A 17,622-nucleotide genomic window follows, 5' to 3' on the forward strand; every position below is an offset into this window, starting at 1 on the left:
TTCAATTATTATTTGCTACTCCCTTTTCAACTACTTCGTTAAAAACTGTACATATTCCTGAGTGAAATTGTACTCAAAAACAGCTTGCAGGAATTCCAATTCTTTTTGGGACATTTGGGTTTCGGATTGTAATAAATCAGTTGTTTTTTCGAGTCCTTGTGAGAATCGGTTGCTACGGATTCTATACGCTTCTTGTGATTGTTCTAAAGCTAATTTGGATAAGTTTACTTTGTTTTCTGCATCTTTCAACTGGCGATTGGCTTTGTTCAAATCCAATTGGCTTTGTGCTTTGTATTGTTGGTTTTCTATTTCAGATTTTTGGAAATCGGCTTTTGCTTTTTCCATTTTTCCAATGGATTTGTAACCGTCAAAAACGGACCATGATAGTTGTGCTCCCACTACATATCCTTTGGCATTGGTTCCCAAAAAAGTATCATCATACAATTCATAACTTCCAAAAGCATTCAATCTTGGCAGGAAATTCATTTTGCTGGATTGTAGCATTTTTGCGTACGCTTCGGATGATTTGTCCATAGCTTGAATGTCTTTTCTATTGGCGGGAAGTGTGGTATTGATGGTTTCAATAACAATGCTGTTTTCTAAAGCTTCGATGGGTTTGTAGACTTTATTTGTTGTGTCTTCATTGAGAAGAAAACCTAAATAATCGGATGCGTTTTGTACATTACTTTTGGCATATTGCAATTGATTTTTGATTTCATTCACCCGTACTTGAACCGAAAGTAAATCGGTTTTTTGAAGGATTCCTTGTTTGAAATAATTTTCAATCAGTTTTAAATTGGCATCCCCCGTTGCATTTGCTTTTTCTAAAACTGCCACCGCTTTATATCCCAATTGCAATTGCATGAACGCTTTGTTGACTTCGAGTTCCAGGTATTCTTTGGTGCGCTCTGTTTGCAATTGAAAGGCTTCCATTTTTGATTTGGCTGCTTGTCTTCCGTAGAATCCATCAACATTAATCAGTGGTTGTAAGACTTCGATTTTGGTAGCGAAGTTTTGTGTTTTGGCTGGATTGTTCAATAAATCCGGATCGAAATCTGCGGCTGTTAAAATTTCCTGATTCAATTTGGATCCAAAAGCCATCAACGGATTAGTCGTTGAAATTGCGGTATGCGAAGCCGAAATACTTGGTAAAAACACGGCATTGGATTGTCTGTAATCAGCTTGTGCCGATTTGAAATCCTGATTGGCTATTTTGATTTGCAGGTTCTTGTCGGAGGCTTTTTGCCAAATTTCTTTTTTAGAAATAGCCAAAGTATCCTGACTAAATCCTGCGGCAGCAACCGAAAGCGTACCTAAGAGTAGTAGTGCATTTATTTTCTTCATGATTGTTTTCTCTAAATTGATGCAGCAAAGATAAATTCTGAAAAACGGGTAGTCAGTAACAAAAGTCACAGTCGTTTGATAAAAATGAAAAAAGCATCTTTAAATGATTTGAACGGAGAATTTTAAAATTGCATAGGAGAATCGTGAATGTGCATAGGAGTATCGCAAATGTGCATTGCAATATCGTGAATGCGCATAGGAGAATCGTAAAGTTGCATAGGAGTATCGCAAATGCGCATGGCAATATCGTGAATGTGCATAGGAGAATCGCAAAGTTGCATAGGAGTATCGTGAATGTGCATGGCAATATCCTAAATGCGCATAGGAGAATCGTGAAATGCATGCGAGTATCGCGAAATGCATAGGAGAATCGCGAAATGCATGCGAGTATCGTGAAATGCATGCGAGTATCGCGAAATGCATAGGAGAATCGTGAAATGCATACGAATATCGTGAAATGCATGCGAGTATCGCGAAATGCATAGGAGAATCGTGAAATGCATGCGAGTATCGCGAATTGCATACGAGTATCGTGAAATGCATAGGAGAATCATAACTAAAGGTAGGAGAATCGTAACTGCAGGTAGGAGAATCGCAACTGCAGCCCCGAGAATCGCAACTGCAGGTAGGAGAATCGCAACTGCAGGTACAAGAATCACAACTGCAGGTAGGAGAATCGTAACTAAAGGCACAAGAATCATAACTACAGGTAGGAGAATCTTAACTAAAGGATCGAGAATCGTAACTGCAGGTAGGAGAATCGTAAGTGTAGCCCCGAGAATCGCAACTAAAGGTAGGAGAATCGTAACTGCAGGCACAAGAATCATAACTAAAAGTAGGAGAATCGTGGTTGTGGGTTAGTGTACCCAATGCGCTAATGCTGTTATGTACGAAAAGTTCGCAACGAATTAAAAGCCGGCTTCATGATTTGTAGAAAAAAAGAATATATTTGTTTGAAAATAAAGTCTGACGTTTGTCAGACCTATCTACCCAATTTCGGGGTGATAAGTCTTACTTTGTCAGACCTATATACTAGTTAGGCGTCAGTTTAACAAAACGAAATCTAAAAATATGGTAGATATATAAAGAAGAAAAAAATTAGCATATCATCTTAGACATTTATCTATTGGATTAATAAGTAATGATGAATTTGAAGACTATATAACAGATGATGTGAGTTTTGGATGGCTTCCAGAACAATACTATAGATCTAAAGAAGCTAAATTTGATGATGGAATAATCCAACCAATACTTGAATTAAGTTGGTGCTTATATAGTGACTTAGAAGAACAGAAACTAAAAAGCAAAAACAAACTTTCAGAAGAACAATTAAAAGAAATAGCTAAATATATTTTGTTCTTAAATTCTGATATTGAATATCAATGGCCCTATTTTGACGCAATAAATCCAACAATTAGGTTTTCATTTAGTGAACATATTTCCAATCTATTATCCTTTGGAAAATATTATAAAAACAAAATGAATGAAAAAGAAAGAGAACTAGTTGAAATGAAAAAAAGTGGAGATTTTGATTATTGGCCATTCATAAATAAAGAACAATACGAAGAACAATTAAAACATCATCCGTTCTTAGCGGAAAGAAAACCGAACGCCTAACAGCTACTACAACGGATTTGGGCAATTGTCTTAATGGAAAGATGGTTTTGTATTTGGGATAATTTGGCAAATCCGAAATTAGAGCTTAATTTAGTCCCAAACCCGCTGTAGTACCCGAACGTTAGCGGTCAGTTGAAACCGAATTTACGCAAAAAAAACTTTGTAAGAGATTGATTTTGTTTAACGCAGGAAAACCGAAAATGAAATCGTGAAAAGTATAAACTTGAAAGTCAAATTTTTAAAACTTGAAAATATAAATATTGGAAGTTGAGAATTGAAACTTGAAAAGCAGAAGTTTGAGAAAGCTTTATGAATTTGAAAATGGAAAATAGAAACTTGCTGAAAAGAAAATAAATGATGAAATTCAACCAAAGAATACTTTTAATCATCTTATCAATATTAGTATGTATTTTAGAATTGACATTGCTAGTAAACTTATTTCCACAAACAGGTTTAAGTCGAATTGTCTATATTCCTTTTTGGATTATTATAGTTTTCTTTATTACATTATCGCTGACAAAAAGCAAAAAAACATTAAAGAAAGTACTAATCAATTTGATAGTAATACACTTAATATTATTTCATCTTATGATTTGGAGTTGGCCTCAATCATCCGCAATACAGAAAAACTTGGTAAAAGAGTTTTATCAAATGGTTTGTACATAAACAACCGAACCGCTAACACACGCTACAAGCAATTTGGGTATTAGGCTTAATTTGAAATTGGTTTCGTATTTGGAAAAGTAGAGATAATCCGAAATAATAGATTTATTTAGCCCGACCATCGCCTACTAGCAAAACGTTACTTGCAAGTCTACCGCACGAGAGTAGAAAATTGAACATAAACTATGAAAGACAGAATAATAGGATTTGACATAGCAAGAGCATATGCAATTTTTGGAATGTTCATTGTTAACTTTAATTTTAGTTTTGGTTCAGTAATGAATCCAACTGACAATGTTGGACATTTTCTAAATATATTTACAGGAAATTCAACTGCAATTTTTATAATTTGTGCAGGAATGGGCGTTTCATTAATGACAAACAAAACAGACTATACAACTCAAGAAAAAACAGAACTTAAATCGAAAATTTTGAAACGAAGTTGGTTTCTATTTGTATTAGGTTTATTGCTTTTTAATTGGTGGTCGGGCGACATTTTACATTTTTATGGAGGTTATATGCATATAGCAGCTTTTTTATTATTTATTCCTAAACGATATTATTTATTAGGTGCAATCATCGCAATTTCAATTTTTAATTTATTACTATTAGTCATTCCAATTACTACAAGTTGGGATTTTACAAATTATAGATATTTAGACTTTTGGTCACCTTTGGGGTTTTTAAGAAATACATTTTATAATGGTTGGAACTCAATATTTCCTTGGTTTTCTTATTTTTTAGTTGGTATGTGGCTTGGAAAGTTAAATTGGCAATTAAAACATACAAAACGCAATATTTTCATAGTCGGATTATTAGTTTTCATTTTCATACAAGGATTACGTTATATGGTCAAACGACAATTTTTTAGTCCATTTTGGAACGACTATATTATGGCTGAATATTTTCCACCTTACTTACCTTTTATTTTAGTAACAATGGCTTTTGCATTTATGGCAATTTCAGTTTTTATGTATATTGGCGAAAAATATTCAACTAACAGAATTGTTTTGGCGTTACAGAAAACAGGACAAATGACCTTATCACACTATGTTATTCATTTGACTTTGGGAATGATAATATTGGCAACATTGACAGGGAAAAATTACACAGGTTTACTTGAAGATGAACAACCGACATTGCCAATTTATATACTTGCTTTTTCCTTTATATTTTACATTTTCTGTATTCTATTTAGTATTTTGTGGAGAAAGAAATTTGAAAATGGTCCATTAGAAACATTAATGAGAAAAATATCGGGATGACAAAAAGCCCAGCAGGTAACATCGGTTTGGCAATATGGCGGCTGAAGTACTTCTATGAAACATTCGGCAAGGTTCAACAGCAGTATTTCTATTGAACTTTAGTGCTAAAATCCGCCACATCGCCAAGCCGAAAAACGTTAGCGGTAATGGTACCTCCGAAGATACTAATCAGCTACATACAAACAAATTAAACCTCATTTTGAATACAAAAAAAATCAATTTGGATACAAAGAAGCTTTATTAACTGCTGAACTTTGCACTTCATAATTAAATAAATAAAATGAAGTACAAAATTTTAGGAAATACAGGTTTGAAAGTTTCAACCCTTTGTTTAGGTACAATGAACTATGGCGGAAAAGGATTTTTTGGTTATATGGGAAATCTTGATCAAAAAGCTGTTGATGAACAAATCAAAAAAGTAACCGAAGCAGGTGTAAATTTTATTGACACAGCTAACATCTATTCCGAAGGATTATCGGAAACAATGATTGGCCAAGCAATCAAAAATTTAGATATTAACAGAGATGATTTAGTATTGGCTACAAAGGTTAGAGGTACAATGGGTAAAAGTCAAAATGATCTTGGACTTTCTAAAAAGCACATTATTCAGCAAGTTGATGCCAGTTTAAAAAGACTTGGAACTGATTATATTGACCTTTATCAAATTCACACTATTGACCCATTAACTCCAATTGAAGAAACGATTAGAACTTTAGACGATTTGGTAAGAAGCGGTAAGATAAGATATTTTGGAGCGTGTAATACTACCGCTTGGCAACTAATGAAAGGGTTGAGTTATTCAAAATACAATCATTTAGACAGATTTGCTTCTCTACAAGCCAACTATTCATTAGATGTTCGAGACACAGAACGTGAAATTGTTCCTTTACTTTTAGACCAAAACGTTGGGATGCTTATTTGGAGTCCATTAAGCGGCGGACTATTGACAGGAAAATACAAAAGAAATGGGCAAAAAGAAGAAGGAAGATTAAACACTTTTCCTTTTCCACCTTTTCACGAAGAAAGAGCTTATGATGTTTTGGACATATTGAAACCAATGGCTGAACAAAAAAATGTATCAATTGCTCAATTATCGTTAGCTTGGTTACTACACCAACCTGTTGTAACAAGTGCGATAATTGGAGCTACAAAATTACATCAGTTAGAAGATAATTTAAAAGCAGTAGAAGTTGCTTTTACAAACGATGAATTGGCACAATTAGATAATGTCAGCAAATTACCCATTGAATATCCTGGAAATGTTCTTGAAATAATGACAATGGATAGAAGCGCAGGAGTTGATTTTCAAAATGCTTAAATTTACAAACTAATACAGCAGGTAATAATTTATTATTGCCTGCAAATTTTAAATTATGAAAAATTCACAACCAAATATCATAAAAATAAATTCAGTTGTGGCTTTGCACAATTTTTTGGGTTTTCCAAGTCCATTGAATCCCCTAATTACAATTATTGACCATTCTAAAACGACTAATAATAATCAATCTCAAAATCAGAAAATGTTATTAGACTTTTACAATATTTCCATAAAAAGAAGTTTTAAAGGTCAATTAAAATATGGTAAAAATTATTATGATTTTGATGAAGGAACTATGTCATTTATTGCGCCAAATCAGATTATATCTATTGATAAAGATGAAGACAAAAATAATGATGGTTGGTCGCTATTATTTCACCCAGATTTAATAAGACAATATTCTTTAGGTCAAGCCATTAAAAATTATGGTTTTTTTAATTACGAAACTAATGAAGCACTCCACCTATCTGAAGAAGAAGAAAAAACAATTGAAATCATAGTAAAAAATATTCAAAATGAAATCAATTCACGTTTAGACAATTTCAGTCAAGATGTTATTGTATCGAATCTTGAATTAATTTTGAGTTATTGCAACCGGTTTTACAGTCGACAATTTCTAACAAGAAAAATGGCTACAAATAATTTACTCACCAATTTTGAATTTGTTTTAGAAAACTATTTCTCTAAAAATTCAGAAATACTATTACCTACAGTTGATAAATTAGCCAAGGAACTTAATGTTTCATCTGCATATTTGAGTGATATGCTACGAAATTTAACAGGTCAAAATACTCAACAACACATACATAATAAATTAATAGAAAAAGCTAAAGATATTTTAACAACCACAGAATTGAGCGTGAGTGAAACTGCTTATTTATTGGGTTTTGAATATCCACAATCATTTAGTAAACTATTCAAAAGTAAAACTAACTTGACACCAAGTGAATATCGACACAGATGTAACTAAAAACCACTACCGCTAACGCACGCTACAAGCAATTTGGGCATTTGGCTTAATGGGAAAATGGTTTTGTATTTGGGATGATTTGCAAAATCCGAAAACCGCTTTTGGATTTACTTTCGGTTTTGGAGAAAATACAGGTAAAAAACGCCTATTTTGTTAATTATAATCTGATTAGAAATGGATTGCTAAATCCTTATGTGATACAAATAAATTATTTTGAGTTACTCTTAATGGTTTTTATTAGAATATTTTTACTACATTTAAACTGTAAATCAATGTATTGATAATTATTTATTTTATAATATGAGTGAGGGTAAACCAACATATGAAGAATTAATAAAAAAAATAAAAAATCAAGAGTTAGAAATTGATCGTTTGCTCGGTCAAAAACAATCCATGGATAATTTTGAATTCTATCTCAAAGAATCTCAGGATTTAATTTGCATAGTTGGAATTGATGGCTTTTTTAAGAAAATCAATCCTGCTTTTGTAACAATGTTAGGCTATACGGAACACGAATTACTACAGAATCCTATAGTGTCCTTTATGTACCCCGATGATATTGAAAAGTCGAGTTCCGAATTTGAAAAGGTATTGGGGGGACAAACTTCAATAGCTTTTGAAAATAGATATCTAACAAGAAATAATGCAATTATTACTATTGAATGGACGGTTACTTTAGCTATCAGTAAGGATTTTATGTATGCCATTGGCAGAAATATTCAGGATGTGATTTTGAAAAAGCAGGCTGAGGATGTACTTAAGGTCAAAGAACTTGCCGAAGCTAATGATAAACTTAAAATACTGGAAGAAGAAAGTAATTTGAAGTTTAAAACCTATATCGAAAATGCACCTGACGGAGTTTTTGTATTGGATGAAAAAGGAAATTATTTAGAAATAAATAAAGCTTCTTTGGAATTTACCGGGCATTCTAAAGCCGAATTGCTTCGTATGAAATTTGGAGATTTGACTATTCCTGAATTGAAAAAAGAGGCGGAAAAAAAGTTTAAAATTCTTTTGGAAACCGGAAGTTTAAAAGGGGAGACCAAGTCAATTACTAAATCGGGAGAGATTAAGTGGCGGTCTTTTAATATTTTAAAAATTTCGGAAAATCGGTTTTTGGGATTTGACCGGGACATCACCGAGAGTAAAAAAGCCGAAGAACAACTGAAAGCCGAGAGGGATAAGTTTGTAAAAATTGCTGCTACTTCGCCGGGGTTAATTTATTCGATGCGTCAAAATAAGGATGGTTCTTTTTGTTATCCTTATGCCAGTAATGCTATTGATGAAATCTACGGTTTTACTCATGAAGCTATTGAGAATAATCCGGATAAGATATTCTACTTGATTCATCCTGAGGATATTGGGCAGGTTACCAATAGCATTTTTGAAACTAAATCAAAGTTAGTTCCGCTCAAAGGGAAATACCGTTATCACCATCCTACCAAAGGATTGGTATGGCATGAAGTGAATTCGTTGCCTGTAGTGGAGCCGGAAGGAACTGTAATTTGTCATGGAATTATCACTGATATTACGGAGCGAATTCAGGTTGAAGAGAAATTGATCAAAGCAAATAGGCTTTATTTTTTCATCAGTCAGATTAACCAAATGATTGTTCGGACTCCGGATGAGGAAACTCTTTTTAGAGAGGCTTGTAACATTGCGGTAGATTTAGGGAAGTTTAAAATGTCTTGGATAGGATTAGTTAATGAAAAGACGAAAAGAATAATACCTACGATGATTGCCGGCGAAGAGCAAGGCTATCTTTCGGTGATAAAACCTATTTCACTAGAAGATGTGCCGGAGGGAAGAGGACCAACGGGGACAGCGTTACGCAAAGGGAAATATTTTTATTGTAATGATGTAGAAAATGATTTGAATATGTTGCCCTGGCGTGACGAAGCGATGAAGAGAGGTTACTTGTCATCGATGTCGCTTCCGATACTAAAATTTGGAAAAGTAATTGGCGCTTTTACTTTCTATGCGGGGGAGAAAAACTTTTTTGATGCTGAAGAAATTGCGTTATTAGAAGAAGCCACGGGAGATGTGTCTTTTGCGCTTGAAAATTTAGAAAAAGAAAAATTAAGAAAAAAAGCAGAAGCGTTAGTTTTAGAAAGCGAACAACGGTATCAAAAACTTACCGAAGTATCCCCAGTGGGAATATTTCGTACTGATGCATCCGGTAAAACGACTTATGTTAATAAACGCTGGTGTCAAATTGCAGGAATTACTTTTGAAGAGGCTATGGGTAATGGCTGGCTTAGAGCCGTTCATGTTGAGGATAGCGCAAAGTTATTTGTCAATTGGCAGGCTGCAACCTTAAAAAAAGAAAGGATACTATCCGAATATCGTTTTGTTCGTCCTGATGGTTCGGTAGCATGGGTAATGGGTCAGGCGATTCCGGAGTTGAATTCAGAAAATAAGGTTATAGGATATATTGGTACCACTACTGATATTACGGAACGAAAACAAGCCGAAGAAGAGTTCAATAAAGTACACAAAAAGATGGAAGCGGTACTTGATGCCATTCCTGATTTGCTTTTTGAAGTTGATATTTATGGACGAATTTATAATTATCATTCCAGACGGGATGATTTGTTAGCCATGCCAGCCGAATTGTTTTTGGGCAAAAAGTTTTCGGAAGTATTGCCTCCAGAAGCTGCGGATTTGTGTATGCTGGCCACTAAAGAAGCCTCAATAAAAGGATTTTCAACCGGAAGACAATATTCATTACAATTGCCGGATGGCTTGCATTGGTTTGAACTTTCGATAGCGCCAATGACAGAAACAGAGGATCACGATACGCATTTTATATGTCTTTCAAGAGACATTACAGACGCCAAACAATCTGATTATGCATTACAGCAAAGTGAGGAAAGATACCGGGGTCTATTGAATAATCTGGATGCGGGGATACTTGTTCATGCAGCAGATACTTCTATTATTTTTAGTAATCAGAAAGCAGCAGAACTGCTGGACTTGAAGGATAATCAATTTGTTTTATCAGAAGGTAGTTTTTTGAATGAAGATAACTCTATCATGCCATTAGAAAAATATCCTGTAAACGAAATTATAAATACAAAGTTGCCTGTTAAAAATTTCATTTTAGGAGTGAACAAAAAATTGAAGGACGATACTGTTTGGTTGTTAGTCAACGGGTTTCCTATTGTTGATGAAAAGGGAAAAATTGTTGAAGTCGTAATTAGTTTTGTTGATATTACCGAACGTAAACTGCTGGAAATTGAAATCACCAAAGCCAAAGAACAAGCCGAAGCCGCCAATAAAGCCAAAACGGATTTCTTGGCCAATATGAGTCATGAGATCAGGACTCCGTTGAACGGCATCATTGGTTTCACTCATTTATTGATGAAATCAAATCTCGAAGATTCACAGTCAGAATACATGACTACGGTAAATGAATCGGCTAATTTATTGATGCATATTGTCAATGATATTTTAGATTTTTCGAAAATTGAATCCGGAAAATTAGAATTGAATATTGAATCGATAAATCTTTTTGAACTTAGTAATCAGGTAGTCGATTTATTTAAATATCAAGCCACTCAAAAAAAGTTGGACTTAATACTTTCTATACATGATAATGTTCCGCAATACATACAAGCGGATGGTGTTCGATTAAAACAAGTATTAGTAAATTTAATGAATAATGCAGTAAAATTTACCAGTATTGGTGAAATACGACTGGATATTCATAGTATAGATTCTTTGGAAGAAGAGTTTTCAACGATAAAATTCTCTGTAAAAGATACGGGAATCGGAATCAAAGAGATTAATAATCAAAAGATATTTAATTCTTTTGTGCAGGAAGATAATTCTACCAATCGAAAATTTGGAGGAACAGGATTAGGGTTAGCAATTTCAAATCAGCTTTTGAAACTGATGAACAGTAAATTGCAATTAGTGAGTCATTATGGAGATGGAAGCGATTTTTTCTTTGTCATTAGATTTAAAAAATCAGATCATAAGAAAAATAAAGATTCTGAATTAAAAAGTATCGAAGGAGAAACAATTGTTCCCGAAGAAAGTATCAGTGATAAAAGGGTTTTGATTGTTGAGGATAATAGAATTAATATGCTTTTGGCCAAAAAATTGGTGCATACTATCATTTCAAACTGTACAATTATTGAAGCAACAGATGGAAATGAAGCCATAGAAGAATATAAAAAAGAAAAGCCGGATATTATTTTGATGGACATTCAAATGCCAAATAAAAACGGGTATGAAGCTACAGATGAAATTAGAAAATTAAAGGAATCTGATGCAATTCCTATCATTGCAATTACAGCCGGAATTATGGTAGGTGATAAAGAAAAATGTATCGAAGCCGGAATGAATGATTATTTGCCCAAACCAATTATTCAATCTGATTTAGAAAAAATATTACGTAAGTGGGTCTATAAAAATTAATTTTTTTTGAACCTGGTGACAAAAAAGTGCTTCTTTTTAGAAGCACTTTTTTTTGTTAAATTATCTTGATAAAACATTAAACATTGAGCAGTTTTTAAAAGTTGTTATTTTAGCTATTTAAGAGTTTTTGTAGTAAAAAGTGTTAATTTTCTTTGTAAATTTAAATATAACAAATAATTTTTGAATCAAAATTGAGAATTTGTTGATTCAATTAAAAAAATAGTTGTAATTTTATTTCATAATTTTAAAAATTGTTTCAAGTAAATTTAAGAATTGTTTAAGGTTGTTATTGAAGTATAAAATTCCCCAAACCGATATAAAAAAATAATCCGAAAAGAAAAATAAATAATGAGAAATAGATTGATATTAGCTTAATGATTTATTAGATTTTTTTGATGAATCATATTTTCTCAACTCCTATTAGTTTTATAATAGTGATGTAATAAGTGATTCTGTATTTGCAAATTTTTTAGGTAGCCCCCTCCAAAAAAAGAAGTAATTGAATCTCCATTTTCAAATGGTTGTCTGTCAAAAAGAATGTTTTTTTGTCAGAAGAGATTTCATTTTACTTCAAAAAAAAATCCTACTAATTATGATGTCTAAAAATGTGTTGACCTAAAAACGGTTTACAGGATTGATTTTGCCATTACATAATTTATTAAAAAATAGAATAAAATGTAATGTTTTGATAATTAGTGAAATAGTGTTTTTTGTTGGTGAATATGAATTATAGATTGGGATTTTAAAATTAAGTTTAAGAAATTGGCTGAGAAAATTGTTTCTTAATCTTAATTTATAGCTTTTGAAAACTATTGTGATGCAATGAAAGTAGTAAAAAACAACACCGTTTTATTGTCGGCTGAGAAAGTGGTAAAAGCCAGTGCTGATAAAAATGAATTTCCAATTGTTGGGATTGGAGCATCTGCGGGTGGTTTAGAAGCATTAGATCTTTTTTTTAAAAACATGCCCGAAAATACGGGTATGGCTTTTATTGTTGTTCAACATTTAGCCCCAAATTACGTAGGGATTTTACCGGAATTATTGCAACGAAATACAAAAATGAAGGTTTTGCAAGCTAATGATGAACTTAAAGTAAAACCGAATCAGGTTTATGTCATTCCGCCAAATAAAAGTTTATCCATATTAAATGGGACGTTACATTTATTTGAACCTATAGAATCTCATGGGCTTCGTTTGCCTATTGATGTTTTTTTTCGTTCTTTAGCCATAGATAAATTAGATAAAAGTATAGGCGTGGTTCTTTCCGGAATGGGTTCCGACGGAAGTTTAGGAATCAAAGCCATTAAAGAAAAAAACGGATTAGTTCTAATTCAAGATCCTGCTACTGCAAAATTTGCTGGAATGCCCAAAAGTGCATCCGAAGCAGTCTTGGCAGATATAGTAGCACCGGCTGAAGAACTACCGGCAAAATTGATTGATTTACTCCAATATATCCCAATAATTCATAACGATACCGAGATCGATACTAAAAATAAAAGCAGTCTGGACAAAATTATTATTCTGTTGCGAGAGCAAACAGGACATGATTTTTCGTTTTACAAAAAAAACACGTTGATGCGGCGTATTGAAAGACGAAAAGGAATCCATCAGATTGATGAAATACACAACTACGTTCGGTTTTTACAAGAAAATCCTAAAGAAATTGAGTTACTGTTTAAAGAATTACTTATTGGTGTAACCAGTTTTTTTCGAGATACCCCAGTTTGGGAAAAATTAAAAACCACCATTCTCCCCGAATTATTAAAAGTACAACCTGACGGAACAGTTTTGAGAGCTTGGATTCCAGCTTGTTCTACTGGAGAGGAAGCTTATTCTCTGGCTATTGTGTTTAAAGAAACAGTGTCTGAAATGCCCAATCACAGGAATTTGACTTTACAAATATTCGCCACAGATTTAGATGTTGATGCGATAGAAAAAGCACGCAGAGGTATTTTTAATTCGAGTGTCGCTTTAGATATTTCACCTGAGCGGATAAGTAAATTTTTTACTGTTGAAGGTGATGACTACCGTGTGAGCGCCGCTATACGTGAAATGATTATTTTTGCACCCCATAATGTGATTAAAGATCCACCTTTTACAAAACTCAATATATTAATGTGTCGTAATATGTTGATTTATATGGAACCTGTTTTGCAGAAAAAATTAATGGAATTATTTAATTATTGCTTGGTTCCAGGCGGTATTATGGTATTGGGCTCTGCAGAATCTCTTGGCAGAAACAATCAAGAGTTTGAAATACTGGACTCTAAACTTAAAATTTTTAAACGCACTCAATCCATAGTTACCCCTGAACTTAGTGATTTCCCGAGTGCCTTTTCCTATCATAAAAAAACAGCAACAGAAAATAAAATCATGCCCAAATCTATTGAGAATATTCAAACCCTAGCGGATCAAATTTTAATTCAAAACTTTTCCCCTGCCAGTGTACTGGTCAATGACAAAGGAGATATTTTGTACATCACCGGACGTACCGGTAAATATCTTGAACCAGTGGCCGGTAAAGCCAATTGGAATATTCATGCCATGGCACGTGAAGGGTTGAAAAATGAGCTCCCAAGTGCTTTTCGCAAAGCTTTACAAGATAATAATCCGGTGGTTCTTCGAAATGTTAAAATAGGAACTAATGGAAATGTCAATTTTGTAAATGTAACCATTCAACGTATAGAAAATCCTGATGCAATGAAAGGTATGGTAATGATTGTTTTTACCGATTTGCCAATGAAAAAGGAGCAAGACACTTCCTTTCCAAAAAAAGAAAATCAAAGTTTTTCAGGAAGACAAGAAGAACTTGAAGCAGAACTGAAGCAAAGTAATCAAGATTTACAAAATTCCCGCGAGGAAATGCAAAATTCGCAGGAAGAACTAAAATCAATAAACGAAGAACTGCAGTCAACCAATGAAGAATTGCAATCGACCAATGAGGAATTGACCACTTCAAAAGAAGAAATGCAAAGTCTTAATGAGGAATTACAAACTGTAAATGCAGAACTTCAAAGCAAATTGAGCGATTTTGAGCAGGCAAATAATGATATGAAAAATTTGCTCAACAGTACCGAAATTGCTACGCTGTTTTTAGACAAAGAATTAAACATTCGACGATTTACAGATTCTGTGACTAAAATATACAAGCTTCGAGGAACAGATACTGGAAGGCCTTTTACGGATTTAGTTACCGATTTGCAGTATCCGGATATGGGAGTTCATGCCAAACAGGTCATAAAAAACCTGACCCCTATTCAAAATACTATAGCAACAAATGACGGCAGATGGTTTTCGGTTAGAATTATGCCTTATCGCACATTAGATGACCGTATTGATGGCCTTGTAATTACATTTACTGATATCACTGCAGCCAAACAAGCTGAAAAAGCACTAGTATTAGAAAATCAATACCGACGTCTTTTTGAATCAGCCAAAGATGGAATTCTTATCCTCAATGCCGAAACCGGAAAAATTATAGATGTTAATCCGTTTTTGATAGAAATGTTAGGCTATTCCTACGAACAATTTGTTGAAAAAGCCATTTGGGAAATTGGCGTTTTAAAAGATATTGTAGCCAATAAAGATAAATTTTCCGAACTCCACGAGAAAAAATTTGTCCGTTATGAGGATTTACCACTCGAAACCGTTGACGGCCGAAAGATTAATGTTGAATTCGTGAGTACACTCTATTCTGTCAATGGGAATAATGTAATACAATGTATTATCCGCGATATTTCAGATCGAAAACTCATTGAAGGAGCCTTGGCTTTTTCTGAAATTCGATACCACCATCTTTTTGAATATGCCAAAGAAGGAATCTTTTTTTTAGATTCTCAAACTGGAAAAATAACAGATTTGAATCCATCATTGATTTCTCTTTTGAATTGTAAAAAAGAAGAATGTACAAAGAAACCAATCTGGGAGATTGAATTTTTTAAAAACATAGTGAGCAGCAAAGAACAATTTAATGAATTGCAACAAAAAGAGTATGTTTCTCATGAAAATATAACTACTGAAATGAGTAATGGTCGAAAATTAAAGGTTGATTTCACAGCCAATACCTATCAAGTAGATGGTCAAAAGGTTATTCAATGTTTTATGCGAGACATTTCAAATTATAAACAACAGTAGTAGAACATAAGAATTAGATAGTAAATAGAATAAATCAAAGCAGTCATAGAATAAAGAATTTTATATAAAATGAAGTAAACAAGATCAGGCAATAAATGTAATTTTTAAAAGTGCGTCAATCATGAAAAATTCAGGAAATAAGGCAGGAAGAGTTACTACCATTCGAGAAAAAGCAGAAGAAATACACAAAAAAAATCAATTAAAATCTGATTCTGAGTTTTCAGAAGCCAAAACATTACAACTAATTCATGAATTAGAAGTTCATCAAATTGAGCTTGAAATGCAAAATGAAGAACTGTTATTGGCCAAAGAACAAGCTGAATTGGCTACGGAAAAATATACTGAATTATATGATTTTTCGCCATCAGGATATATTGTCCTTTCTTGCAAAGGAGAAGTTCTTCAAATCAATCTGACCGGTTCCAGGATGCTAGGCAAAGAAAGGTCAAAGTTAATAAACAGCCAGTTTGGATTTTTTGTGTCTGATGAAACAAAGCCCATTTTTAACCATTTTTTAGATAAAATTTTTACCACCAAAATTAGTGAATCATGTGAAGTCACTCTTTTGGTTAAGAACGAAGTTTTTTATGTTTATCTCACCGGAGTCATCAATGTAGAAGATTGCCAATGCCAGATTACCATGATAGATATCACTGATATAAAACTCATGGAAAAGGAAATCGTAAAAGCAAAAGAACAAGCCGAAGCTGCAAATAAGGCTAAATCAAGTTTTTTGGCCAATATGAGCCATGAAATCAGAACTCCTTTGAACGGAATTGTTGGTTTTACGGATTTGTTAATGAAATCGGATCTTGATAATAATCAACTCGAATACATCAGTATCGTTAATGAATCTGCCATTTCATTAATGGGGATTATAAGTGATATTTTAGATTTTTCTAAAATTGAAGCCGGGAAATTAGAATTAAATATTGAAGAAATAGATCTGTTTGAATTAGTTCATAAAGTGATTACTCTTTTTAAGTATCAAGCCAGTTCAAAAGACATAGATTTAGTTTTAGAAATAGAAGAAAATGTGCCTCAATTTATCTTTGCTGATTCTGTACGGCTAAAACAGATAATTGTAAATTTGATAGGTAATTCTTTAAAATTCACTAAAAAAGGAGAAATAAAATTAAAAATTACGGGAGAAATAGCCTCAGAAGAGAGTTTCTCAACTATAAAATTTTCTGTAAAAGATACCGGAATTGGAATAAAAAAACACAATCAAGAAAAGATATTTCAATCCTTTGTTCAGGAAGATACTTCTACCACTCGAAAATTTGGAGGGACAGGTTTGGGATTAGCCATTTCGAATCAACTGTTGGGATTAATGCAAAGCGAATTGCATCTTGATAGTGAATATGGTCAGGGAAGTAATTTTTATTTTTCTATAACAGTAAAAAAGGCTGATGCTCATATAATTCCAGAACTTTCATTTGTGGATCATTGTGATGAAATTGCAAAAGAGGTAGCCGAAAAGCTTCAAAATGCAAAAATATTGATAGTTGAGGACAATAAAATCAATATGCTTTTGACAAAGAAATTAGTAAAAAAAATAATTCCGGATTGTCATATTATGGAAGCTTATGATGGGAAAGAAGCTATAAAATTATTTAAAAAAGAAAAGCAGGATATTATTTTGATGGATGTGCAAATGCCCAAAAAAAACGGATATGAAGCTACTGCTGAAATTAGAAAATTAGAAAATTCAGAAGAAACTGTTATTATAGCATTAACCGCAGGAATCTTAGCAGAGGAAAAAGAAAAATGTTTGGAATCGGGTATGGATGATTATGTTTCTAAGCCTATTAATCCAGATGATTTACAAAAAGCATTAGGTAATTATCTAGCGAAAAAAAGAAGATAAAAACAGGGTTTTTCAA

At 33.1% G+C, this 17,622-nt stretch carries 9 protein-coding genes; 7 read left to right on the plus strand and 2 right to left on the minus strand.

Features of this window, described 5'->3' with window-relative positions; genetic code table 11:
* Window positions 1-30 precede the first annotated feature (30 nt).
* Both O6P34_RS10040 and O6P34_RS10045 read right to left on the minus strand, forming a co-directional pair.
* A complete protein-coding gene (locus tag O6P34_RS10040) occupies window positions 31-1,344 on the minus strand; it encodes a TolC family protein (RefSeq protein WP_269684375.1) in 1,314 nt (437 codons plus the stop codon).
* 122 nt (window positions 1,345-1,466) lie between these two features.
* Window positions 1,467-1,646 (minus strand): hypothetical protein, encoded by a 180-nt coding sequence (locus O6P34_RS10045; RefSeq protein ID WP_269684376.1) that lies wholly within the window; start codon window positions 1,644-1,646, stop codon window positions 1,467-1,469.
* A gap of 871 nt (window positions 1,647-2,517) precedes the next feature.
* Between O6P34_RS10045 and O6P34_RS10050 the strand changes: the two genes are divergently transcribed.
* From O6P34_RS10050 to O6P34_RS10080, 7 genes are all read left to right on the plus strand, one after another.
* Window positions 2,518-2,961 (plus strand): hypothetical protein, encoded by a 444-nt coding sequence (locus tag O6P34_RS10050; protein ID WP_269684378.1) that lies wholly within the window; start codon window positions 2,518-2,520, stop codon window positions 2,959-2,961.
* A gap of 848 nt (window positions 2,962-3,809) precedes the next feature.
* Entirely contained in the window at window positions 3,810-4,889 is a 1,080-nt protein-coding gene (locus O6P34_RS10055; RefSeq protein WP_269684379.1) for a DUF418 domain-containing protein, read from the plus strand.
* Between the two features lie 280 nt (window positions 4,890-5,169).
* Complete coding sequence (locus O6P34_RS10060; protein ID WP_269684380.1) at window positions 5,170-6,207, plus strand: aldo/keto reductase; 1,038 nt, start codon at window positions 5,170-5,172, stop codon at window positions 6,205-6,207.
* 55 nt (window positions 6,208-6,262) lie between these two features.
* On the plus strand, window positions 6,263-7,177 hold the full coding sequence (locus O6P34_RS10065) for a helix-turn-helix domain-containing protein (RefSeq protein ID WP_269684381.1): 915 nt from the start codon (window positions 6,263-6,265) through the stop codon (window positions 7,175-7,177).
* Between the two features lie 300 nt (window positions 7,178-7,477).
* Window positions 7,478-11,602, plus strand: coding sequence for a PAS domain S-box protein (locus O6P34_RS10070; RefSeq protein ID WP_269684382.1), 4,125 nt, complete (start codon window positions 7,478-7,480; stop codon window positions 11,600-11,602).
* An 822-nt stretch (window positions 11,603-12,424) separates the two neighbouring features.
* Window positions 12,425-15,736: a chemotaxis protein CheB gene (locus tag O6P34_RS10075; RefSeq protein ID WP_269684383.1), complete on the plus strand. Its 3,312-nt coding sequence runs from the start codon at window positions 12,425-12,427 to the stop codon at window positions 15,734-15,736.
* A 121-nt stretch (window positions 15,737-15,857) separates the two neighbouring features.
* On the plus strand, window positions 15,858-17,606 hold the full coding sequence (locus tag O6P34_RS10080) for a response regulator (protein WP_269684384.1): 1,749 nt from the start codon (window positions 15,858-15,860) through the stop codon (window positions 17,604-17,606).
* The last annotated feature ends 16 nt before the right edge of the window (window positions 17,607-17,622 follow it).

Origin of the sequence: Flavobacterium lacustre (assembly GCF_027474525.2) — a bacterium.
GTDB lineage: Bacteria > Bacteroidota > Bacteroidia > Flavobacteriales > Flavobacteriaceae > Flavobacterium > Flavobacterium lacustre.